19 protein-coding genes are annotated in these 22114 nt (G+C 33.8%); 12 read left to right on the top strand and 7 right to left on the bottom strand.

Annotated elements, in window-relative coordinates:
• Positions 1-174: 174 nt before the first annotated feature.
• Positions 175-2769, top strand: a complete 2595-nt coding sequence (gene clpB / locus ACKI42_RS06550; protein ID WP_407403661.1) for an ATP-dependent chaperone ClpB — start codon at positions 175-177, stop codon at positions 2767-2769.
• A 102-nt stretch (positions 2770-2871) separates the two neighbouring features.
• Here clpB and ACKI42_RS06545 read toward each other — a convergent pair whose 3' ends face one another.
• Positions 2872-3576 (bottom strand): FKBP-type peptidyl-prolyl cis-trans isomerase, encoded by a 705-nt coding sequence (locus ACKI42_RS06545; RefSeq protein ID WP_407403659.1) that lies wholly within the window; start codon positions 3574-3576, stop codon positions 2872-2874.
• 347 nt (positions 3577-3923) lie between these two features.
• Between ACKI42_RS06545 and ACKI42_RS06540 the strand changes: the two genes are divergently transcribed.
• The 3 genes from ACKI42_RS06540 (at position 3924) to ACKI42_RS06530 (ending at position 6462) form a co-directional block, all read left to right on the top strand.
• Positions 3924-4400: a hypothetical protein gene (locus tag ACKI42_RS06540; protein ID WP_407403657.1), complete on the top strand. Its 477-nt coding sequence runs from the start codon at positions 3924-3926 to the stop codon at positions 4398-4400.
• Positions 4401-5089: 689 nt separating this feature from the next.
• Complete coding sequence (locus ACKI42_RS06535; protein WP_407403655.1) at positions 5090-5818, top strand: sensor histidine kinase; 729 nt, start codon at positions 5090-5092, stop codon at positions 5816-5818.
• 2 nt (positions 5819-5820) lie between these two features.
• A complete protein-coding gene (locus tag ACKI42_RS06530) occupies positions 5821-6462 on the top strand; it encodes a response regulator (protein WP_407403653.1) in 642 nt (213 codons plus the stop codon).
• Between the two features lie 59 nt (positions 6463-6521).
• Here the strand turns inward: ACKI42_RS06530 and fabV are convergent, their stop codons facing one another.
• The 5 genes from fabV to ACKI42_RS06505 form a co-directional block, all read right to left on the bottom strand.
• The gene (gene fabV, locus ACKI42_RS06525; RefSeq protein WP_407403651.1) at positions 6522-7724 is read right to left on the bottom strand and encodes an enoyl-ACP reductase FabV; all 1203 of its coding nucleotides are present in this window, start codon (positions 7722-7724) and stop codon (positions 6522-6524) included.
• Positions 7725-7821: 97 nt separating this feature from the next.
• Entirely contained in the window at positions 7822-8703 is an 882-nt protein-coding gene (locus tag ACKI42_RS06520) for an SDR family oxidoreductase (RefSeq protein WP_407403649.1), read from the bottom strand.
• A 146-nt stretch (positions 8704-8849) separates the two neighbouring features.
• Entirely contained in the window at positions 8850-9824 is a 975-nt protein-coding gene (locus tag ACKI42_RS06515; protein WP_407403647.1) for a D-2-hydroxyacid dehydrogenase family protein, read from the bottom strand.
• Positions 9825-9854: 30 nt separating this feature from the next.
• Positions 9855-12779, bottom strand: coding sequence for a M16 family metallopeptidase (locus ACKI42_RS06510; RefSeq protein ID WP_407403645.1), 2925 nt, complete (start codon positions 12777-12779; stop codon positions 9855-9857).
• Between the two features lie 222 nt (positions 12780-13001).
• The gene (locus tag ACKI42_RS06505) at positions 13002-14336 is read right to left on the bottom strand and encodes a dihydroorotase (protein ID WP_407403643.1); all 1335 of its coding nucleotides are present in this window, start codon (positions 14334-14336) and stop codon (positions 13002-13004) included.
• A gap of 119 nt (positions 14337-14455) precedes the next feature.
• On the opposite strand from ACKI42_RS06505, the gene ACKI42_RS06500 reads away from it, so the two are divergent.
• The 8 genes from ACKI42_RS06500 (at position 14456) to ribA (ending at position 21425) form a co-directional block, all read left to right on the top strand.
• On the top strand, positions 14456-15916 hold the full coding sequence (locus tag ACKI42_RS06500; RefSeq protein WP_407403641.1) for a lipopolysaccharide biosynthesis protein: 1461 nt from the start codon (positions 14456-14458) through the stop codon (positions 15914-15916).
• A gap of 55 nt (positions 15917-15971) precedes the next feature.
• Positions 15972-16991, top strand: a complete 1020-nt coding sequence (locus ACKI42_RS06495) for a sugar phosphate nucleotidyltransferase (RefSeq protein WP_407403639.1) — start codon at positions 15972-15974, stop codon at positions 16989-16991.
• A 92-nt stretch (positions 16992-17083) separates the two neighbouring features.
• Positions 17084-17929 carry a DUF4292 domain-containing protein gene (locus ACKI42_RS06490; RefSeq protein WP_407403637.1) on the top strand — a complete coding sequence of 282 codons (846 nt, stop codon included), beginning with the start codon at positions 17084-17086 and terminating at the stop codon, positions 17927-17929.
• Positions 17926-19482 carry a peptidoglycan DD-metalloendopeptidase family protein gene (locus ACKI42_RS06485; protein ID WP_407403635.1) on the top strand — a complete coding sequence of 519 codons (1557 nt, stop codon included), beginning with the start codon at positions 17926-17928 and terminating at the stop codon, positions 19480-19482. The genes ACKI42_RS06490 and ACKI42_RS06485 overlap by 4 nt, the downstream gene beginning before the upstream one ends.
• A 32-nt stretch (positions 19483-19514) precedes the next feature.
• Positions 19515-19727, top strand: a complete 213-nt coding sequence (locus ACKI42_RS06480; RefSeq protein ID WP_407403633.1) for a twin-arginine translocase TatA/TatE family subunit — start codon at positions 19515-19517, stop codon at positions 19725-19727.
• Positions 19728-19741: 14 nt separating this feature from the next.
• On the top strand, positions 19742-20353 hold the full coding sequence (locus ACKI42_RS06475; protein ID WP_407403631.1) for a DUF4254 domain-containing protein: 612 nt from the start codon (positions 19742-19744) through the stop codon (positions 20351-20353).
• The gene (locus tag ACKI42_RS06470) at positions 20350-20823 is read left to right on the top strand and encodes a hypothetical protein (RefSeq protein WP_407403629.1); all 474 of its coding nucleotides are present in this window, start codon (positions 20350-20352) and stop codon (positions 20821-20823) included. Before ACKI42_RS06475 ends, ACKI42_RS06470 begins: the two co-directional genes overlap by 4 nt.
• A gap of 11 nt (positions 20824-20834) precedes the next feature.
• Positions 20835-21425: a GTP cyclohydrolase II gene (gene ribA, locus ACKI42_RS06465; RefSeq protein WP_407403627.1), complete on the top strand. Its 591-nt coding sequence runs from the start codon at positions 20835-20837 to the stop codon at positions 21423-21425.
• 121 nt (positions 21426-21546) lie between these two features.
• Here the strand turns inward: ribA and ACKI42_RS06460 are convergent, their stop codons facing one another.
• Positions 21547-22077, bottom strand: coding sequence for a hypothetical protein (locus ACKI42_RS06460; protein ID WP_407403626.1), 531 nt, complete (start codon positions 22075-22077; stop codon positions 21547-21549).
• Positions 22078-22114 lie beyond the last annotated feature (37 nt).

Here is a 22114-nt window from a genome sequence, read left to right as displayed (position 1 = left end):
AATTTAATAATTGAATAGTTTTTGAGATAAAGTAATAGAATTAAATGATTAAACAAAGAGGAAGACCTCAGAATTTAGATTTCAGCTTTTCAGAAAAAAGATTCAGTCATTCTGAAATCTGATGTTCCAATCTTTACGAAAACAAAGTATCAATCAACCTTAATATATAATAATATGAATCTTAATCAATATACTGTAAAATCACAGGAAGCCATACAAGCTGCGCAACAAGTAGCGATGGAGTTTGGCAACCAACAAATAGAACCTCAACATTTACTGGAAGGAATTTTCCAAATAGATGAAAACATATCGCCGTTCTTGCTTAAAAAATCGGAAGCGGATGCGAGTTTAGTTAGAGAAAGAAACAGAGAATTACTCCAAAAACTACCCAAAGTAGAAGGCGGAAATATTTATCTTTCTCAGTCTGCGAACAAAGTTTTGCTAGACGCACCGAATATCGCTAAAAAAATGGACGATGAATATGTGACCATAGAACATCTTTGGCTAAGTTTAATTGAAACCTCATCTCCCGTTTCGCAAATGCTAAAAGACATGGGCGTAACGAGAAAATTATTGGAGGGAGGAATCAACGAACTAAGAAAAGGCTCGAAAGCAACTTCTGCAAGTTCAGAAGAAACGTATCAAAGTTTAAATAAATACGCAAAAAACTTCAACGAACTAGCGGCTGAAGGAAAATTAGATCCCGTAATTGGTCGTGACGAAGAAATAAGAAGAGTTTTGCAAATTCTATCTAGAAGAACGAAAAATAATCCCATCTTAATTGGGGAACCTGGAGTAGGTAAAACTGCCATTGCCGAAGGAATTGCCCACCGTATCATTAATGGTGACGTACCCGAAAATTTGCAAGATAAAACGCTATACTCTTTGGATATGGGCGCATTGATTGCGGGTGCAAAGTACAAAGGAGAATTTGAGGAGCGACTAAAATCTGTAGTGAATGAGGTAACGAAAGCCGAAGGACAAATTATTCTTTTCATTGATGAGATCCATACTTTGGTTGGCGCTGGAGGTGGCGAAGGTGCAATGGATGCCGCTAATATCTTGAAGCCAGCTTTAGCAAGAGGCGAGCTGAGAGCAATTGGTGCAACGACTTTAAATGAATATCAAAAATATTTTGAAAAAGATAAGGCACTCGAAAGACGTTTCCAAAAGGTAATGGTAGAAGAACCTGATACCGAATCGGCGATTTCTATCCTTCGTGGAATTAAAGACAAGTATGAAGCGCATCATAAAATTAGAATAAAAGATGAAGCAATAATTGCTGCGGTAGAAATGTCTCAGCGTTATATTTCGGACAGATTTTTACCAGATAAAGCGATTGACTTGATAGACGAAGCTTCTGCTAAATTGAGAATGGAAATTAATTCGAAACCCGAAGAATTGGATGTTCTCGATAGAAAACTAATGCAAATGGAGATTGAGTTGGCGGCAATTTCGAGAGAAGGAAACCAAACCAAAATAGATCATCTAAAAGAAGATTTATCTAAAGTTTCTGAACAGCGAAACGAGATCAACGCAAAATGGCTGAAGGAAAAGCAAAAGTCGGAAGATCTCACGCAAATCAAAAAAGATATTGAAGCTTTAAAATTGGAAGCTGAAAGAGCTTCTAGAATTGGTGATTACGCCAAAGTAGCCGAAATACAATACGGAAAAATAAAGGAAAAAGAAGATGCTTTGCAAACGCTAGAACTAGAAATGCAAAATCATCAAAATGAACTGATCAAAGAAGAAGTTACGGCTGATAATATCGCAGAAGTCATTGGAAAATGGACAGGAATTCCGGTAACCAAATTAATTCAGTCGGAGAAAGAAAAACTATTGCACTTGGAAGACGAATTGCACAAACGTGTAGTTGGACAAGAAGAAGCGATAGAAGCTGTTGCCAACGCGATTAGAAGAAACAGAGCGGGATTAAGTGACGATAAAAAACCCATCGGATCTTTCCTATTCTTGGGAACAACGGGAGTGGGGAAAACAGAGTTGGCAAAAGCTTTGGCAGAACTACTTTTTGATGATGAAAATAATATGACGCGAATTGATATGAGCGAATATCAGGAACGTCACAGTGTTTCTAGATTGGTAGGCGCGCCTCCAGGATATGTAGGTTACGATGAAGGTGGACAATTGACGGAAGCCGTGAGAAGAAGACCTTATTCTGTGGTGCTTTTGGATGAGGTAGAAAAAGCGCATCCCGATGTTTTCAATACATTGTTGCAAGTTTTGGATGACGGAAGATTAACGGATAATAAAGGTCGTGTAGTGAATTTCAAAAATTCTATAATTATTATGACGTCTAATTTGGGATCGCATATTATCCAGGAGAATTTCGAGAATATTACCGATGATAATCAGGAAGAAATAGTGGATAAAACGAGAGAAGAAGTTTTTGATTTATTAAAACAAACTTTACGTCCAGAATTCTTAAATAGAATAGATGAAACGGTTTTATTCCAACCTTTAACCAAGAAAAATATTGGCAAAATTGTTCAGTATCAATTACGAGGTCTCAATACGCTTCTTGCCCAAAGAAATATCATGATGACTTCTACCCAAGATGCTTTGGATTATCTAATGAATAAAGGTTACGATCCAGTTTTCGGCGCTAGACCGTTGAAAAGAGTAATTCAGCAAGATGTTTTGAACAAATTATCTAAAGAGATATTAGCTGGAAATGTAAATGATGGCGACAGAATCACTATGGATTTCTTCCCAGAAACAGGTTTGGTTTTTAGACCTACAGAATTATAATTAATAATAAGAATTCTGAGCGAAGCCGAAGAATATATTAATATAAAAAAAAACCTCAGCCATTTTGGTTGAGGTTTCTTTGTTATAATTTGTCGGGAAGTATTATTTAATACTCACCAATTCTACATCAAAAATAAGGGTAGAACCTGCAGGAATTGCACCCCCAGCACCTTGGTCACCATACGCTAGATCCGAAGGAATGTAAAATCTGTATTTTGCACCTTTGCTCATCAACTGAATTCCTTCTGTCCATCCTTTGATAACGCTACCTAGATTGATGTCCATGGGCTGACCACCATTTTTATCGGTAGAATCGAAAACCGTCCCATCTAATAATTTACCTGTATATTTTACTTGTACAATATCTGATGCTTTCGGCATTGTTTTACCATCCCCTTCTTGTACTACTTCGTATTGTAAGCCTGAAGCTGTAGCTTTCACTTTTGGGTTACTTTTATTTTTAGCTAAAAAATCTACTCCCTTTTTCTTGTTTTCGCTAGCTTCTACTCCTGCTGCCGATTGCATTTTTTCCTGTTGCTTTTGCATATACCCTTGCATAAAACTGTTCATATCCTCAGCGGGTAATGATTTTGGCTTTCCTTCCATTTCTTCTTTTATAGCTTGCGCCATAATATCAGCATCTACTTTAAAACCTTCTTGTTTCATACTTTGTGCCATGTTAAGACCAATATAGTAGGAAGCTTTTTGGTCATCTGTGTATTTACTAGTGTCTTTAGATTCATTTTTATCAGAACAAGAGATGCCAAATGTTGCGATGCATAGCAATGCAATGGTATATTTTTTCATTTATAAATTTAAATTAATAATTATCGTATAAAATTTCAGCTGCAAATCTATCATTTTATTACAGAAACTTCCTTCTATAAAGGTTTATTTAGTTTAAATTTTCAAGGTTTGCTTAAATTAAAAATTTTAAATAAAAATTAAAAATTATCAATCATAAATAATTATCTATAAATATAAAATTAGTTAATTCATTTTATGACAAAATAAAGTTTAAGATAAATTCATTTATGAAAATTTAAAATAATGTACAATCCGTAAAATCACGATATTTTAAACCGTAAAATAGCATATGCTTTTCACAATTTTTTTTCGGTTCTTTGCTTTAACTAATAATAAAACTTTATACCATGAACAATCATCATATTGATGAGAATCCTTCTACATTGCCTGTAGAACACATTCGAAATTTAGTTGCTAACTATCGTAGCAAACAGCAAGCTTATATTAATCAGAATATGGGTTTTGAGGACGCTAACTCTATACATTTTGATCTCCGAACTCTGAAAAAATTTATTTCGGATATGGAGCTACTTGCAAAATTAGAAGATCCCAATATAACTGATGTGGATCTTGGTATACGATTTTATTATGCAGCCTATCCAGAGTTTCCAGAATCTTCTTTACCAGAAGACTACGCCTTGAGACACACTTTGGTTTTAATACCTACCATCAATAAAGAGGTAGAAGGAGAAATAAAAAATATGGATTATAACCCTCTAGAAAATAGCTTAGCCCCAATAGTCACCGATAGAGAGATCTTAGCACTAGCCCAAAACCATGGCACACTCTCTCCTCCCTCTACAAATTGTATAGAGTCGTATTAACAATTTGTATTTATGGATGAAGTTATAATATTTCTACAAAACTGTATTATCGCGAGTGAAGGCATTGCCGCCATTACTGCATTGGTGATGTTTCATCGAAGTAAAGAAAACCGATGGAAATATTTCGCTTTTTATCTGTTAATCATTTTTTTATGTGAACTTTTTGGGAAATGGGGGGACTTTATAATTGAATATAAAAAACCTCCTTATTTTAATTTTTTTGTAATCCCCTTACAATTTTTATTTTTCTATTGGTTGTATGCTATGAAATCGTTTGATAAACCTAAGTTATTTTACATGATTTCGATACTATATCTACTTTCTTTTATCCCAAGTGAATATTTATTACAAACTAACCAAGTTATTTTTTCACTCAACTATACTTTTGGGTGCCTTGTATTATTGATATTGATTATCATGGAGTATTATAAGCAAATTAATTCTTCTGATATTATTAATTTTTATAAAAATCAAATGTTTTATGTCAATTAGGGAGTAACTTTGTTTTACATCGGGACATTGCCATTCTGGACGTTTTTCGATTTGATAAGCAAGCATAAAGAAATGTGGAATTACTATTATTTATACTTTGCCACATCAGGAATTGTAATGTATCTTTTATTTTCAATATCATACCTATGGGGGAAACGGAGCTCTTAATCACTATTATTTTATTCAACCTTTTTTTTGTGGTTTTTATTGTTGCAATTATTATTTACATTAATAAATACCGTCTAAAAAAGAAAGAATACCTCAATGATATAGAAATAAACAATGAAATTCATCAAAAAGAATTGTTAGCGACACAGCTAGAAATTCAGCAAGCAACGATGCAACAAATCGGAAGAGAGCTGCATGATAATATTGGACAAAAACTCACCCTAGTAAGTTTGTACACGCAACAATTATTATATGAAAATAAGGTTGCAGAGGAAAGCGAAAGAATAGATCAGATATCAGAAATCATTAATCAATCTTTACAAGACCTCAGAAGCTTGTCTAAAACTCTGACAGATGATAATATAAACCAGAAAGAAATTATTACGCTCATCCAAGAAGAAGTAGACAACATTAATGCTATCAAGCGTTGTGATATAAAATTTACGCACAATTTTGAGCATTTAGAGCTAGAATTTATTCAAAAAAATGTGCTTTTAAGAATTACTCAGGAGTTTCTTCAAAATAGCATCAAACATTCTAAATGCAAAACCATGAAGATAGATCTCAGTATATCTGAGAAATATTTATGGAAATTAACTATTGATGACGATGGTATTGGGTTTGATACTGCACAAACCAAAAGCAATGGTATTGGACTCACCAATATGAAAAACAGAGCCAAAATAATAGGAGCCGAATTTTATCTACACAGTGAAATAAATGCAGGTACCCAACTTCAAATTGCCTTAAAAAAATAAATATGAAAAAAACAATAGTTATTGTAGATGATCATCTTCTTATTGCAAAAGCCTTGCAAGGCATCATCAGTAACTTCGATGGTTTTGAGGTCATTTATGTAGCAGAAAACGGTAAAGATCTTATTGATAACTTCGAGAGTGGGAAGGCAATTCCAGAGATAATTTTACTTGATATCAGCATGCCCATTATGGATGGTTTTGAAACAGTAGCTTGGCTAAAAGAGCATCACCCAAGCATCAAAGTAATGGCCCTAAGTATGCAAGGAGACGACAATAGTGTAATCAAAATGATAAAAAATGGTGCAAAAGGCTATTTGCTAAAAAATACGCATCCAAAAGATCTAGAATACGCACTAAACAACCTAAACGATAATGGATTTTTTTATCCTGATTGGGCATCAAAAATTATTTTTTCTAGCCTAAATAATGAAAAGAACGAAAAAACGATAAAAATTTCTGAAAGAGAAAAAGAATTTCTTTCGTACACCGTTTCAGAACTAAGCTACAAAGAAATCGCTGAAAAAATGGTATGTAGTCCTAGAACGGTAGAGAGCTATCGAGATCAATTGTGTGCCAAGTTAGACTTAAAAACAAGAGTGGGATTGGCGGTTTTTGCCATTAAAAATGGATTTGCAGAATCATAATAAAAGCCCTTCTAAAATTACATTAGAAGGGCTTTTTTTTGGGGTATTAAAATTATAAATTAAGCTTCTATGCTTGGGATTTGTACATTTTCATTAGCCTCTTTTTCATAGTCTATACCATCGATTTGGAAACCGAATAAATTAAAGAAATCTTTTCTGTATCCTTCAATATCAGAAATTTCTTCTAGATTTTCTGTAGTCACTTGTTCCCAATATTGAGCTACCTCGGCTTGAACTTCAGGATCCATTTCTAGATCATCTATTCTTATTCTTCCATTATCATCTAGCAATACTTCACCATTTTCCGTGTATAATCTTTCTGCGAACAGTCTTTGCATTTGCTCTATTGTTCCTTCATGAGTTCCTTTTGCTTTCATTACTTTGTACAGTAAGGATATATATAAAGGGACTACAGGTATTGCAGAACTAGATTGCGTTACCAATGCTTTATTTACAGAAACGTAAGAAACTCCATTGATGTCTTTTAACAAATCATTAAGTATAGGAACTGTAGCTTCAAGATCATTTTTAGCCTGACCAATGGTACCGTTTCTGTAGATTGGGAACGTTAACTCTGGGCCGATATAAGAATAGGCCACTGTTTTTACACCATCTGCTAAAACGCCAGCTTCTTTTAGATCTTCCATCCAAAATTTCCAATCTTCACCTCCCATTACTGCAACGGTATTATCGATGTCTTCTTGGTTTTCTATGGGTTGAATACTGATGTCTGTAACTGCACCTGTATGGAAATCTACTGTTTTGTTCGTAAATGGTTGTCCAATTGGCTTAAGCACTGAAGAATAAGCAACTCCTGTTTTGGGATGCGTTCTTCTTGGTGAAGCCAAACTATACACCACCAAATCTACTTGTCCAAGATCTTGTTTGATAAGATCTATTGTTTGTTTTTTTATTTCGTCAGAGAATGCATCTCCGTTGATACTTTTTGCATAAAGACCAATATCATTTGCTTCTTTTTCAAAAGCAGCTGTATTGTACCAACCTGCGGTACCCATTTTGCCTTCAGAAGCAGGTTTTTCAAAAAATACTCCAATAGTTGCAGCACCAGATCCGAAAGCAGCAGAAATTCTAGAAGCAATACCGAAACCGGTAGATGCACCTATTACCAAAACTTTTTTTGGTCCGTTTTTTATTTCACCTTTAGATTTTACGTATTCTATCTGATTTTTAACGGTCTGTAATGCACCATCTGGATGAGCAGTAAGACAAATAAATCCTCTTGTTCTTGGTTGAATAATCATTATTGTATTATTATTTAAAGCATTGCAAATTACGGAAATTTATGGAAATCTCATAGGATTTAAAAATCCCTGCTTAGCTTTAGAAGCAAAACTGCTTCTAGCTAGATTTTTTTGCTTTGATCATTGCCTCCAACATATCCCACATTTCTTTAGGAACTTCCTCCAGCATATTGAATTCTCCAGCGCCTTGCAGCCATTCTCCTCCGTCTATAGTCACCACTTCACCATTCATATAAGCTGAATAATCGGAAACCAAATACGCCGCAAGATTCGCTAATTCTTGGTGATCTCCTACTCTTCTTAATGGCACTTTCTTTCTCATATCAAATTTTTCTTGCAAATCTCCTGGAAGCAATCTATCCCAAGCTCCTTTGGTTGGGAAGGGTCCTGGCGCTATTGCATTAAATCTAATTCCATATTTTGCCCATTCTACAGCCAAACTTCTCGTCATGGCAAGAACTCCTGCTTTCGCACAAGCTGAAGGAACTACAAATGCAGATCCTGTCCAAGAATAAGTAGTAACAATATTCAAAACCGTACCTGGAGTTTTAGAATCTATCCAATGTTTACCAACAGATAACGTACAGTTTTTTGTTCCTTTAAGCACAATATCCAAAATAGAATCAAAAGCAGAATGCGTCAACCTTTCTGTGGGAGAAATAAAGTTTCCTGCCGCATTATTTAGTAGAATATCTATTTTCCCAAATTCTTTTAGAGTCGCCTCTTTCATTGATTCTACTTCATCCCAATTTCTTACATCACAAGCTATACAAAGGACTTTTCCACCTGTTTGTTCTTCTAATTCTTTAGCAGTTCCTTGCAATTTTTCTAGATTTCTAGAGGTAATTACCACTTTTGCGCCTAATTCCAGAAAATATTTGGTCATTGCCTTTCCAAGACCACTTCCCCCACCAGTTACAATGGCAACTTTATCTTTTAATGCGCCCTCACGCAACATAGGCTGTGTATATAAACTCATATTCTGTTTTTTGTAAAATTAACTAATATTTAAATGTAGGATTTATTTTCGAATAAAATTGAAATGCATTAAATACAATAAAAAAGCAACACCTAGTAAAAGATGCTGCTCAATTTTATGATTTTTTAAAATTAAATTGAATTGAATCAATTTAATGTTTCGGAATTTGCAATATTCGTAGGGTTTCCGTTGATATATAGCATTACATTTTCAAAAGCTTTTTCGAAGTATAGTTCGTAGCTATTTTCTTCCACGTATCCTAAATGAGGTGTACAAACCACATTTTCGTATTGAAACAAAGGAAAATTACGATCAAAAATAGGTTCATTTTCAAAAACATCAAATCCAAAATTAATTTTTTGTCCGCTTTTCAAAATTTCTTCAATCGCTCCGTTCTCTACCAATTCTGCTCTTGCTGTATTAATGAAACAAGCATTATCCTTCATCATTTGGATATCGTATTTTTTCACAATTTCGGAAGTTGCCTCATTTAGTCTTAAATGTAAAGTGATAATATCGGCAGTTTTGAAAAAATCTGCTTTCGAATTTGCTTTCAAAAAACCATCTTCTACTGCTTTATTTCTAGATTTTTCGCTACCCCAAACCAAAACTTTTGCTCCAAAAACTTGAGCATATTGCGCAATCTTTTGTCCAATTTTTCCGTATCCCCAGATTCCGATGGTTTTCCCATGGATAGAGGTTCCCATGTTTATTTGCCATTTCCCTTGCTGCATTGCCTTTATGGCTTGCGGAATCTTCCTTACGGTGTTCATCAGCAATGCCCAAGTGAGTTCTGACGGCGCAATAGGCGATCCAATACCTTCTGCTACAGAAACATTGTATTTTGTACAAAGTTCTAATTTGAGGTGATTTGAAATTTTACCGGTCTGACTGATGAGTTTCAGATGTGGTAATCTCGATAAAAGTTCTTCTGTAATTTCCGTTCTTTCTCTTATTAAAACTAAAATCTCAGTATCCTTTAGCTTTTCTGCCAAAACAGGAACTTCTTTCTCTGAAGTAGACAAAACAGTAACGTCTTGATTTTTTAACAAAGAAAAACATGCTAAATCTTTTACCACATTTTGATAATCATCTAAAATTGTAATCCTCACTTTCCCCATACTCTCATCTTTTAATTAAAATGCAATTATCTAATATCCAAATAACTCTTCAAGCGTAATCTTTTTTACCTCGCCTAATTTTTTCAATTCTTCCATCGGAACTTTCTTCTCAGATGCAACAATTGCGTAGGTGTAAGGCTTACCAGAAATATTGGTTGTATGGAATTTTTTAACGTCATTCATTGTTATACCATCTACTGAAGTGTAAACTTGTTTTCTATAATCATCATCCAGTCCCAACTCTTTAGCGGCAAGATAAGTATAGATAATTCCGTCTTGGGTAATCCTTTCGGTTTGAATATCTTTCTTTACCCCATTCTTTGCTAATTCTAAGTTGGCTGGTAGTTCTGGCATTTTGGTAAGCAATTCGTTCATTGCTCCTGTTGCGTCTTTAAACTTGTCTGCTTGGCTACCTACGTAGCTCATCATATAATAATCATCAGTCTTTTTAGATGGTGCTACATAATATCCGTAGGTACTGTAAGCCAAAGCCTTGCTCTCTCTGATGGTTTGGAAAACGATAGAACCCATGCCTCCACCAAAATAATTATTAAACACAGTATTAATAGTAGTTTGTTTAGGATCATATCTATTGGTATTTCTTATCCAACGTGTTTCCGCTTGTACCATTTCGTAATCTGTAAAAAGAACCTGATTTTTTGTCATTGGTACTTGCTTAAACTCTTTTGTTGCTTGCGGTTTGGCAAAACTAGAAGGTATTTTGTGTGCAGATTTCAATTTATCTGTTACTTCATTCAAGGTTGCAGGACCATAATAGATCACTGTTTGCTCATATTGATTAAGCTCTTTCAGCTTATTTACTAATTCTGTAGAAGAGATTGAGTGTAGCTCTGCATTAGAAAAGGTATTATTAAACTTATTTTTAGGCCCGTATAATGCATAGCTGGTAAGACCTTGAAGAATGGCACCTTTATTGAGTTTAGAGTCACTTCTCGATTTTGCAATTCTTGCCTTTAAGGCAGTAAGTGCAGCATCGTCTGCTTTCACATTAAGGATTAAATTTTCATACAATTGTACCGCTTTATCAAAATTCTCTTGCAATCCTGATAGGGTTACAGTAGTATATTCTTCACCTGTGGATACGCTGAAGTTAGAAGCTATTTTATAAAAATCTTTAGAAATTTGCTCAGCTGATTTTTTATCAGTTCCTAAAAACTGAAGGTATTGTGCAGCGATAGGCATTTTCATATCATTCAAAGATCCTATTTTATAACGATATCTAAGACGGTAGATAGCGTTATCCTTATTTTGTACGTATAAAACTTCTGCATTTCCTACTTTAGATTTTTGGATGTCTTTATTAAAATCCAAAAATACAGGCTGGGAAGGAGTACTTGGCATATCATCTACCATTTTCACAAAGGCAGATTGCTTATCTGGATTTGTTTCAACAGGAGTAATTGTAGGTTTCTCTATTTTTTGTAAATCTTTTCTTTCTCCTTTTCTTTTAAGGATCGCAACATAATTATTTCCAAAATATTTGTTGGCAAAAGCTACCACGTCTGCTTTAGTGATTTTGGATAAATCATTAACATAAGCAACTTGTGTTTTCCAATCTAACTCTGCAGTAAAGGCACTTACAAGAACATTTGCTCTACTGTTGTAGCCCTCAGTTTCCTCAATTTTATCCTTTTTGATATTATTGACAATAGAAGGAATCAAATCATCATCGAAATTTCCTTTTTTCAAGTTTTCGATCTCAGATAAAACCAATCCTTTTACTTCGTCCAAAGATTGTCCTTGTGTAGGCGAAGCTGATAAATACAAAATCCCATGGTCGATCAAAGTATAGGTGAATGCACTCGCTCTAAGAAGTTTTTGTTTTTTAACTAAATTTAAATCTAACAAACCTGCTTTTCCGTTAGTCAATATAGAACCTACCAAATCTGCAAGAAGTACATCCTTGTCTTTATTTCCAGGAAGCCTATAGCCTAAAGTTACACTTTCAGCATCTGGCCCTACAATTTCTTTAACAATAGGTTGTGCAATTGATGTTTCTGGCTTAAAGGTATATTTTGGAATAGTTTTAGACTTCATATAAGAGAAATCTTTATCTATTTTGGCAATGATCTCATCGGGATTAAAATCTCCCGACATGACAATTCCCATATTATTAGGAACATAATATTTATTGAAATAGTTTCTGATTTCCACCAAAGAAGGGTTCTTCAAGTGCTCCACTGTCCCGATGGTAGTCTGCAAACCATAATTATGATTTTTGAATAAGCTAGAAAATAATGTTTCGAAAACTTGGTTACCGTCATTATCCAATGTTCTATTTTTCTCCTCATACACTGCTTCCAACTCTGTATGGAAAATTCTAAGAATAGGATTTCTAAAACGCTCTGCTTGCACCGCTAGATACTTATCTATAGAAGAAGAAGGAACATCATCTGTATATACTGTTTCCTCGAAATTTGTCCATGCATTGGTACCTTGCGCGCCCATACCAGACATCATTTTATCGTACTCGTTGGCAATAGCATATTTGCTGGCTACTCCAGAGATAGAATCTATTTTTTTATAGATTACCTTACGTTGAGCTTCATCTTTGGATTTATTATACTGCTCATAAAGAGCGTCAATTTTATCGAGTTCTGGTTTTTCTTTGCTCCAATCTAGAGATCCATATTTATCAGTCCCTTTGAAGAGCATGTGTTCCAGATAATGTGCCAAACCTGTATTAGTAGAAGGATCAGTTTTACTTCCCGCTTTTACAGCTACATAAGCCTGTATTCTTGGATCTTTTGGGGTAGGACTTAAGATTACGGTAAGACCGTTCTTTAAGGTATAAAATCTTGAGTTGGTAGGATCATTTGTTACAAATTTATAAGTGTAACCTCCACTTTTAGCCTCTTTCCATTCATTGGATTGGGCGTACGCGTTGAAGGATAATGCTGCAACCAGTAATACGGTAGAAATTCTTTTGATCATATATTATGTAAAATTGGGTGAAATAATTGAATTTTTCAATTGTAAATTTAAATGCCAAATTATCAAAAAGATTTTATTTACCTGCTGATTTTTATGATTTTATTTTAGTTTATAAAAATAACCCCACAAAAAACTCTCACTTCCAATTGTAGTTTTTACCATTTCTATTGTAAAAAGTAAGTCACAAATAAAAGTGAGAGTGGAATTTTTTTTCCCAATTATTTAAATCTCAAACAACATTCTCTCTGCGAATTTTTGTTCGCTAATTTTTCCGTTATCGTAAACCAGATTTCCGTTGACAAAGGTTTTATCAATTTTTGTAGAAAACTCGGTGCCTTCTAATGGACTCCAACCACATTTTGATAGGATATTTTCTTTTGCGACTGTCCATTTTTCATTCATATCAACCAAAACCAAATCCGCTTTATAACCTTCCTTAATAAATCCTCTTTTCTCGATTCTAAAAAGGATTGCAGGATTGTGAGCCATCTTCTGAACAATTTTTTCTAAAGTGATCTTACCATTCTTATAATTTTCTAACATTACATTCAAAGAATGCTGAACCAATGGCGCTCCAGAAGGACATTTGGTGTAAGAATTTTGTTTTTCTTCGTAAGTATGTGGCGCATGGTCGGTCGCAATCACATCTATTCTGTCATCTAACAAAGCTTCCCAAAGTCCATCTTTATCAGCTTGGGTTTTTACGGCAGGGTTCCACTTAATATACACCCCTTTTTTATCGTAATCTTCATTGGTAAACGTGAGATGATGTACACAAACTTCTGCAGTAATTTTTTTATCTTTTAACGGAATATCATTTCTAAATAAAGCCGTTTCTTTAGCGGTTGAAAGATGGAAAACGTGCAATCTAGCGCCTGTTTTCTCTGCCAATTCGATTGCTTTTGATGATGAAATATAACAAGCTTCTTCACTTCTTATCAAATGATGAAATTTAACCGGTATATCTTCGCCATATTCTACCAAATATTTTTCTGTATTGGCTCTAATGGTGGCTTCGTCCTCACAATGCACCGCAACAAGCATTTTGGTGTCGCTGAATATTTTTTCTAAAGTTTGTGGATTATCTACCAACATATTTCCTGTAGACGAACCCAAAAACAATTTTATTCCAGGAACATTTCTAGGATTGGTTTTTAGCACTTCTTCCAAATTATCATTGGTTCCACCCATCATAAAACCATAATTGGCGTACGCTTTTTCTGATGCAATTACATATTTAGCTTCCAACAATTCTTGAGTTACAGCATTAGGAACTGTGTTGGGTTGTTCTATAAAACTTGTAGTTCCACCTGCAATTGCTGCCCTAGATTCGGATTCTATATCGCCTTTGTGGGTAAGACCTGGCTCGCGAAAATGAACTTGGTCATCTATCACACCTGGCAAAAGATATTTGCCTTCGCCATCAATTATTTTGTCGGCGCTTTCTTCTAAAATATTTTGAGAAATTTTCGAAATCAAATCATTTTCCAGCAAAATATCACTTTCCACGATTTGTCCTTCATTAACGATTTTTACGTTTTTTATTAGCGTTTTCATTTTTACTTTTTAAATAGGAGATTTACTTATTATACAAAATTAACGTTTATGAATGAATTTTTATCTCACGATTCAAAAATCAGTTTCTAAATATTACATTTGTAGTAAATTTCAGAAAATTGTATAAAAAACTACTTGGGCAAACAGCGCTCTATGGATTAACTACGGTTATAATTAGACTTTTCCCCTTCATCGTAAACCCAATTATTACAAGGACATTTGGCCCTGAAGCATATTCTCCTTTTGCAGATTTTTATTCGGTGGCTGGGGTCATAGCTGTATTACTTACACATGGTATGGAAACTACCTTTTTTCGCTTTTCGTTAGACGAAAAAGATGATAGAAAGCTGACATCTACTGCATTTTTCAGCGTGGCATTTTTCAGTTTGGTATATCTCTTTGGTTCGCTTATTTTCAAACAAGATTTAGCTAATGCATTTAAAACTCCAGACCAAGTAAATCTTTTGACGCTTCTTACCATCACATTGGTTCTGGATGCGTTTTGCGCAATGCCATTTGTACTGCTTAGAAAAAACGAAAAACCATTAAAGTACGCTATCATTCGTATTTTCAATGGCGTTGTCAACTTTTCTATAGTCGTATTTTTCATTGCTTATTTACCAATGCATCCTGAAGGAATTTTTGGTTTAAAGTTTGATCCAAAATTTGGTATTGGATATGCTTTTGCGGCTAACTTGGTGGCAAGTGCACTTACTTTTATACTGCTATCTAAGGAAATTTTAATGGCTAAAATAAAATACTTTTCATGGGATCTTTGGAAAAAAATGATTAGCTACTCTTGGCCTATTACAATTGCAGGATTAGCGGGAATCATCAACGAAACATTCGATCGACAATTTCTTAAATTTTTGCTTCCAGAAAATATAGGAAGACACGAGTTAGGGGTATATGGGGGTGTTGCAAAAGTAGTGACATTTGTTATCTTATTTAGACAAGCTTATTCATTGGGTGTAGAGCCGTTCTTTTTTAGTAATTCTAAAAATGCAAACGCCAAGCAAACTTATGTGAAACTTATGGATGTTTTTATAGCAGTAAACTGTATGATTGTATTATTCTTAACTGTAAATATTGAATGGATTTCGCACTATTATATAAGAAATGAAGCTTATTATGAAGGAATTCCTATTCTTCCTATTTTATTTTTTGCAAGTTTGTTTTTAGGAATTTATCTCAATCTTTCAATTTGGTATAAACTAAACGACCAAACAATTATTGGAGCGTATATATCAGCAATTGGTGTTATAGTAACTATTGCAATCAATTTTTATTTTATCCCAGATTACGGATATTGGGCTTGTACATGGGCAACTTTTGTAAGTTATTTTGTAATGATGCTAATTTCTTATGTGTGGGGACAAAAAAAACATCCAATACCTTACAATGTGTTCCAAAACTCAGTAATTATACTGATAACTATTATCATTTCTTTACTTTGTTACCAATATTTAAAAGAAACCGTTTGGATAGGTAATCTTATATTTATACTTTTGGCGGGCATTTTGATTAAAACTCAGAAATTAATTCCAGAATCGCTACATAAAAAGTTTTCAAAACAATAAGACTTTATAAGCGCATTTTGCTTTAACAAAATTTTTATTTAATAAACATTCACATATGAAAATCATAGTTCCTATGGCGGGTCGCGGCTCAAGATTGCGCCCCCATACTCTTACCGTTCCAAAACCATTAATCCCAATTGCTGGTAAGCCAATTGTACAAAGATTAGTAGAGGATATTGCTAAAGTTGCAGGAGAAAAAATAGAAGAGGTAGCATTTATTATTGGAGATTTTGGTGATGAGGTAGAAAAATCTTTACTTCAGATTGCCGAAAGATTAGGAGCCAAAGGAAGTATTTACCATCAGCTAGAACCTCTTGGTACTGCACATGCAATAAAATGTGCTGAAGATTCTATGCAAGGTAATGTTGTAGTGGCATTTGCTGACACTCTTTTCCGTGCAGATTTTATCTTAGACAAAGAAGCTGATGGAGTAATCTGGGTAAAAAGTGTAGAAGATCCTTCAGCATTTGGAGTTGTGAAATTAGACGGCAACGATACCATTACAGATTTTATAGAAAAGCCAGAAACTTTTGTTTCAGACCTAGCTATTATTGGAATCTACTATTTCAACAGTGGAGAAAAACTGATGGACGAGATCAACTATATCATCTCTAACGACATCAAAAATGGTGGCGAATATCAACTTACTTTAGCACTAGAAAACCTAAAGGCAAAAGGAGCGAAATTCACAGCGGGTAAAGTTAATGATTGGATGGATTGTGGTAATAAAAATGCTACTGTAGAAACCAATTATAAGATATTAGAATACGAAAAAGAAGAAATGGCAACGTTTGCTGCTTCATCAGTAATCGAAAATTCTCTTATTATTCCTCCTTGTTTTATCGGAGAAAATGTAAAAATTTCAAATTCTAAAATTGGACCTGGTGTCTCTATCGGAAATAATACGATTATTGTAAACTCGAATATAGAAAATTCTCTTATTCAAGAAAAAACAACCATCAACCATGGTAATCTTTCCAACTCAATGATCGGTAATTCGGCTCAATATTTTGGGGTTTCAAGAGAAATATCGTTGGGCGATTTTTCAGTCTTAGATTTTATCAATAAAGATTAAATATCATTATATTAGCAAATCATTCCAAACCACACAACTCATATTGTGTGGTTTGGCTTTAATATTGCAAAATGTTATAATAAAAAATACATATGAAAAGATGGATAGCACTTCTATTGGTAGCCACAGTTATTCTCTCTTGTAAAACAAGAAAAATTGCTGATCCCAATTCTTCTGAAAATGATAGCATAAAATCTGTAGGTTCCGAGAAATATACGAGCTCTGAAAAAGATAAAAATATATCAGATAGATTAGCATTCTACGAAAATATCTACATCCATCCCAAATTTGAGTATGTAAAAATAAATAGTAAAATAACTTCGGATAACATCGGGGTAAGCCCATTGGATGCCACAATCTATATTGAAACCGACAAGAAAATATGGGCGAATATTACATTTCTTATAATTCCTGCGGCTAGAGCTCTTATCACACCAGAGGGCTTAAAAGCGATGGATCGTTATAACAAAAATTATATAGATTCTGATTTCGAATACCTTAATAACCTACTTAATACCAACCTGATTGATTACAAAAGTCTTGAGAAGATTCTTCTTGGTAGAACGTTTTTATCAGTAAGCGACAGAAACTCGAAAATAATAAAAAATAAAGAAGGTTATCAACTCGCTTCCATCGTGAACCAAAAAATTGTTACCAATGATCAGGTGCGAGAATATAAAGTCAATATGCAATATTCTAATGATTATAATTTAATTTTTGTAAAATTGCAAGATGTTAAAAGTAATGATGCAATAGAAATTGAATATGACAATTGGGTAACTCTAGAAAGTAAGATTAAACTTCCTAATTATGTTAAAATAATTATAAAAGGATCAAAAAACAGCCAGATTGTAGTAGAAAACACGAAATTTGGATTCACAAAAATGGAAACACCTTATTCAGTTCCAGCTAATTATAACAAAATTGAGATTAAATGATTAAAAAATTTAGCTTTTTAATAGGGATTTTGTTGTTCTCTTTGCACTCGGGGCAGAAAAAAGAGCAGTTACAAACGCAAAATGCCGAGCTTAAAAAACAAATTGCACAAATAAATTCTGATTTAGCAAAAACAAGAAATGAATCTAAACTTTCTTTATCTTATCTAAATAGTGTCAACGAGAAATTAGCACTTAGAGAAAAAGTATATACCAATACTCAAAAGGAAAAAAGATTTATAGAAGATGAAATTTATCTTCGCCAATTGGAAATTAATAGACAAAATAGGGAACTTGCGGTTCTTAGAAAAAACTATGCACAAGTACTTGTAAATGCGTATAAAAATAATGGGGTACAAAATAAAGTAACTTTTATTCTTTCTTCAAAAAACTTTGGAGAAGCTCTAAGGAGAGTACAATACTTGAAACAATATTCGGATTATCAAGATAAAAAAGCAGCTGAAATTACCAATGCAGCTATACTGCTAAAAAATACAGTAGCTTTAAAACAAAAATCTGCAAACGAAAAGCAAAATCTACTTGTCAATCAGCAAAAAGATCTTACAACAATTAATGCTGAAAAAGCGCAAAAAGCACAGCTTGTTGCTGAATTTAAGAATAACGAGACCAAACTTAGTGCGGAACTAAAGCAAAAGCAAACACAATCTAAAGTTTTGGAAGGGCAGATAAGAGCTATTATCTCAGAAGAAATAAGGATTGCAAAAGCTGAGGCGGAAGCTAAAAGAAAAGCTGAGGCAGAGAAAATTCGTTTGGCTAAGATTGCTGCAGATCGCGAGAAAGCTAGAATTGAAGCTGTAGCTAAAGCAAAAGCCGATGCCCTAGAAAGAGAGAGAAAATTGGCTGAAGCTGAAGCCAAAAAAGCTTCTGAACTTGCTTTAAAACGTGCTGAGGAAGAAAGAAAGCGTACAGAAGATGCGGCAAAAAGCGAAGCTAATGCGAGAGATGAAGCTAGAAAAGTAGCAGCAAAACAAGCTTCAGATGAAGCAGCAGCAAAATCTAGAATCGCAGCAAATAGAGTGGCAGCCGCAAAGGCAGCAGAAGCAGCTTTAGAAAAGAAAACAACTGATGATAAAAAAGCGGCAGAAACAAAGGCAATGACCAACTATGGCGTTTCTGGACCTGCGGCAGGTAATAATATTACCGCTAATAAAGGAAGGCTAGCAATGCCTGCAAGCGGATCTATAACGCATCGATTTGGTAGACAACCCCACCCTATTTTCAAGAATATTGTGGAGGAAAATAACGGAATTAAAATTTCGGCGGGGAAAGGATCTTCAGCAAGAGCAGTTTTCCCTGGTATTGTATCATCTATTACACCATCTTCTGATGGTACAAAGACGGTAATCATCAAACATGGGGAATATTTTACCATCTACTCTAATCTTAGTACCAATGCAGTATCCAAGGGACAGCAAGTCTCTGCAGGAACGGCAGTTGGAAATATTGCTCAAGATTTCGATGGCTCTTATACATTAGATTTCCAAATTTGGAATGGAACCACACCGGTTGATCCATTAGGTTGGGTTTCCTATTAAAAAAAAAAGTAACTTTGTAAAAAATTTAAGAGATGCAAACACTTACCATATTAGCCTTATCTTGGCAACACATATTGATTGTAGCAATCCTACTCGTTTTATTATTTGGTGGAAAAAAAATCCCTGAACTAATGAGAGGAATGGGATCAGGAATTAAAGAATTTAAAGATGCAGTAAAAGAAGAGGAAAAACCTGTTTCAAAAACAGACAATTCATCATCTACTCCTAATAATACTAGCAACTAAGAGTTCTTTAAAAAATGAATTTTACCGAAAATGCATGGATAATCTTCAATAAATCTATTGAAGATTATCATATTTATGATTCTACTCATACTCCAATTAATAACAATTATCCTAACGATAGTTTGGAACGAATTTTGTATGCTAAAAACTGGATTGACACCGTTCAATGGCATTTGGAAGATATTATCCGAGATGAGAATATAGATCCTGTAGAGGCTCTAGCATTGAAGAGAACGATAGATGCCTCAAATCAAAAGAGAACAGATCTAGTAGAGTATATTGATAGTTGGTTTTTTGAGAAATTTAAAAATATTACCCCAAAAGGAGATGCAAAAATTAATACAGAAACTATTGCATGGGCTGTAGATAGGCTATCAATTTTATCTCTAAAAATTTATCACATGTCTCTTGAAGCCAATAGAAAATCTGCTTCTGAGGAACATCGTATCAACTGTCAGACGAAACTAAATGTACTATTAGATCAAAAAGAGGATCTATGTATATCGATTGAGCAGTTACTTGTAGATATTGAAAATGGTGATGTTAAGATGAAGGTATACAAGCAGATGAAGATGTATAACGATGATAGTCTTAACCCAATCCTTTATCAAAAGGATCAAAAATGAAACAATTATTTTTAGTAGCAATATTGGTTGCGATCGTCAATACATCTTGCGCTACGGAAAAGCTTAATACTTCTCCGCTTTCTAGTAATTTTTATAGCGAAGCAAAAACTGCTCAAGCTGAGATTGAATCCAACAACGAAATTAATATCAATATTAGAGATAATGTGAACGCTTCTGAAATCACCAATTTAATTTCTACATTTCCAAACTTTAAAAATAAAGGACTAAATGAGCAAATTCAAATATTGAAATACAATTTGCAGAATTACCTGTATGCTATAGATGCAGGAAACAGATCTGGAAAAAATAGGAATATCAAAAGCGTAGAAAAGTCCTATAAAAATATTCAAAAATTGAGAAGTAGTCTTGATAATGATGACAACGAACTTTTGAATAGATATTTAGTTAAAATAAAAACCAACGTTTCGGTAATTGAAGATTCTGTAAACGGTAATGGTAACAAAAAATAAATACCTACTTAATGATCAAAATTCAGGCGGAATCTAATGTCCCAACCGAATATGGGATTTTCCGGATGATAGCTCTCTCGGAAGAATCTACAGATTGGATGCCTCATATGGCGCTTATTGCGCAGAATACAGATTTTTCTCAACCTATAAATGTGCGTTTTCATTCAGAATGTATAACAGGCGAAGTATTTCATTCCAAAAAATGCGAATGTGGTCAGCAACTCGATGCAGCAATGAAATATATGCAGGAAAATGGTGGAGTTATCGTCTATCTGAGACAAGAAGGGAGAAGCATTGGGATTATTAATAAGCTAAAAGCTTATTCTTTGCAAGAACAAGGATTTGACACGGTAAAAGCTAATTTGGAATTGGGTCTACCTGCAGATAACAGAGATTTTAGTGTTGCTATTGACATTTTGAATATACTTAATGTTAAAAATGTTAACTTGCTTACCAATAATCCTGAAAAAGTGAAATTTGTAGAACAAAGTAAAGTTCGACTTAATTCTAGAATTCCTTTGCAAATTGCTTCCAATGAGAACAGCAGAGAATATCTACAAACAAAAAAGGATTATTTTGGACATATGCTAAAGGACGAGTAATTAAAAACAAAATAAATAAAGGTAAAACTAATAAAAGTTTTATCTTTTTTCTATTAAAAACTAAAAAAAGCTCCAGAGTAAATTCTAGAGCTTTCTTTTTAAATATTTGAAAAGATATTTATTATTTAATAATAAAAGATTTTACATTATAATCATTTAGATTATAATATTTTACAACTGCATTATAGTCTTGCAAGTCTACAGCATTTGCTGTTTTTGCAGCACTTGCCGGAACCAAAACTACTCTGAATGTTTGATTGTTCAAATACTGATTTCTTTCCGTTGCTGACATCTGTGTAGACTGGTCAAAATTTGCTGACGTCATAATGTTTACTTCATTTGTATTGAAATTGAAGTTGTAATCTAATTCTCTACCTGTTGTAGGAGCTGATACATTATCTAGAAAATACGTTTTTGGTACGCTAACCCAATAATTTCCTTCTTTTCTGTAAACCAATACTACATCCGTATTTTGGATCGTAATATCCATACTTAGGGTATAATTGTCAGCACTTGTAAAGCTACCTGTGGCATCTCTCATCTGCGAATAAGTGTCATAATCAACACTATCATAGTTGTCATCATTACTATCACAACTGAATATGAATAAGCCAACAAAAGCTAGCATTAAAATCGGAAAAAACTTTTTCATTTTTAAAAATTTAGAATATTATATTTTAGCAGAATCA

This window comes from Chryseobacterium sp. (assembly GCF_045629545.1).
Classification (GTDB): domain Bacteria; phylum Bacteroidota; class Bacteroidia; order Flavobacteriales; family Weeksellaceae; genus Chryseobacterium.
The sequence above is the reverse complement of the archived record's forward strand: the minus strand, read 5'-3'. Positions and strand labels throughout refer to the sequence as shown.

Excerpts from the sequence above, each read along its gene's own strand:
- ACKI42_RS06490 (WP_407403637.1), top strand. The coding sequence starts at position 17,084 with ATGAAAAGATGGATAGCACTTCTATTGGTAGCCACAGTTATTCTCTCT.
- ACKI42_RS06545 (WP_407403659.1), bottom strand. The coding sequence starts at position 3,576 with ATGAAAAAATATACCATTGCATTGCTATGCATCGCAACATTTGGCATC.
- ACKI42_RS06510 (WP_407403645.1), bottom strand. The coding sequence starts at position 12,779 with ATGATCAAAAGAATTTCTACCGTATTACTGGTTGCAGCATTATCCTTC.
- ACKI42_RS06530 (WP_407403653.1), top strand. The coding sequence starts at position 5,821 with ATGAAAAAAACAATAGTTATTGTAGATGATCATCTTCTTATTGCAAAA.
- clpB (WP_407403661.1), top strand. The coding sequence starts at position 175 with ATGAATCTTAATCAATATACTGTAAAATCACAGGAAGCCATACAAGCT.
- ACKI42_RS06475 (WP_407403631.1), top strand. The coding sequence starts at position 19,742 with ATGAATTTTACCGAAAATGCATGGATAATCTTCAATAAATCTATTGAA.
- ACKI42_RS06515 (WP_407403647.1), bottom strand. The coding sequence starts at position 9,824 with ATGGGGAAAGTGAGGATTACAATTTTAGATGATTATCAAAATGTGGTA.
- ribA (WP_407403627.1), top strand. The coding sequence starts at position 20,835 with ATGATCAAAATTCAGGCGGAATCTAATGTCCCAACCGAATATGGGATT.
- ACKI42_RS06460 (WP_407403626.1), bottom strand. The coding sequence starts at position 22,077 with ATGAAAAAGTTTTTTCCGATTTTAATGCTAGCTTTTGTTGGCTTATTC.
- ACKI42_RS06470 (WP_407403629.1), top strand. The coding sequence starts at position 20,350 with ATGAAACAATTATTTTTAGTAGCAATATTGGTTGCGATCGTCAATACA.
- ACKI42_RS06540 (WP_407403657.1), top strand. The coding sequence starts at position 3,924 with ATGAACAATCATCATATTGATGAGAATCCTTCTACATTGCCTGTAGAA.
- fabV (WP_407403651.1), bottom strand. The coding sequence starts at position 7,724 with ATGATTATTCAACCAAGAACAAGAGGATTTATTTGTCTTACTGCTCAT.
- ACKI42_RS06505 (WP_407403643.1), bottom strand. The coding sequence starts at position 14,336 with ATGAAAACGCTAATAAAAAACGTAAAAATCGTTAATGAAGGACAAATC.
- ACKI42_RS06495 (WP_407403639.1), top strand. The coding sequence starts at position 15,972 with ATGAAAATCATAGTTCCTATGGCGGGTCGCGGCTCAAGATTGCGCCCC.
- ACKI42_RS06520 (WP_407403649.1), bottom strand. The coding sequence starts at position 8,703 with ATGAGTTTATATACACAGCCTATGTTGCGTGAGGGCGCATTAAAAGAT.
- ACKI42_RS06485 (WP_407403635.1), top strand. The coding sequence starts at position 17,926 with ATGATTAAAAAATTTAGCTTTTTAATAGGGATTTTGTTGTTCTCTTTG.
- ACKI42_RS06480 (WP_407403633.1), top strand. The coding sequence starts at position 19,515 with ATGCAAACACTTACCATATTAGCCTTATCTTGGCAACACATATTGATT.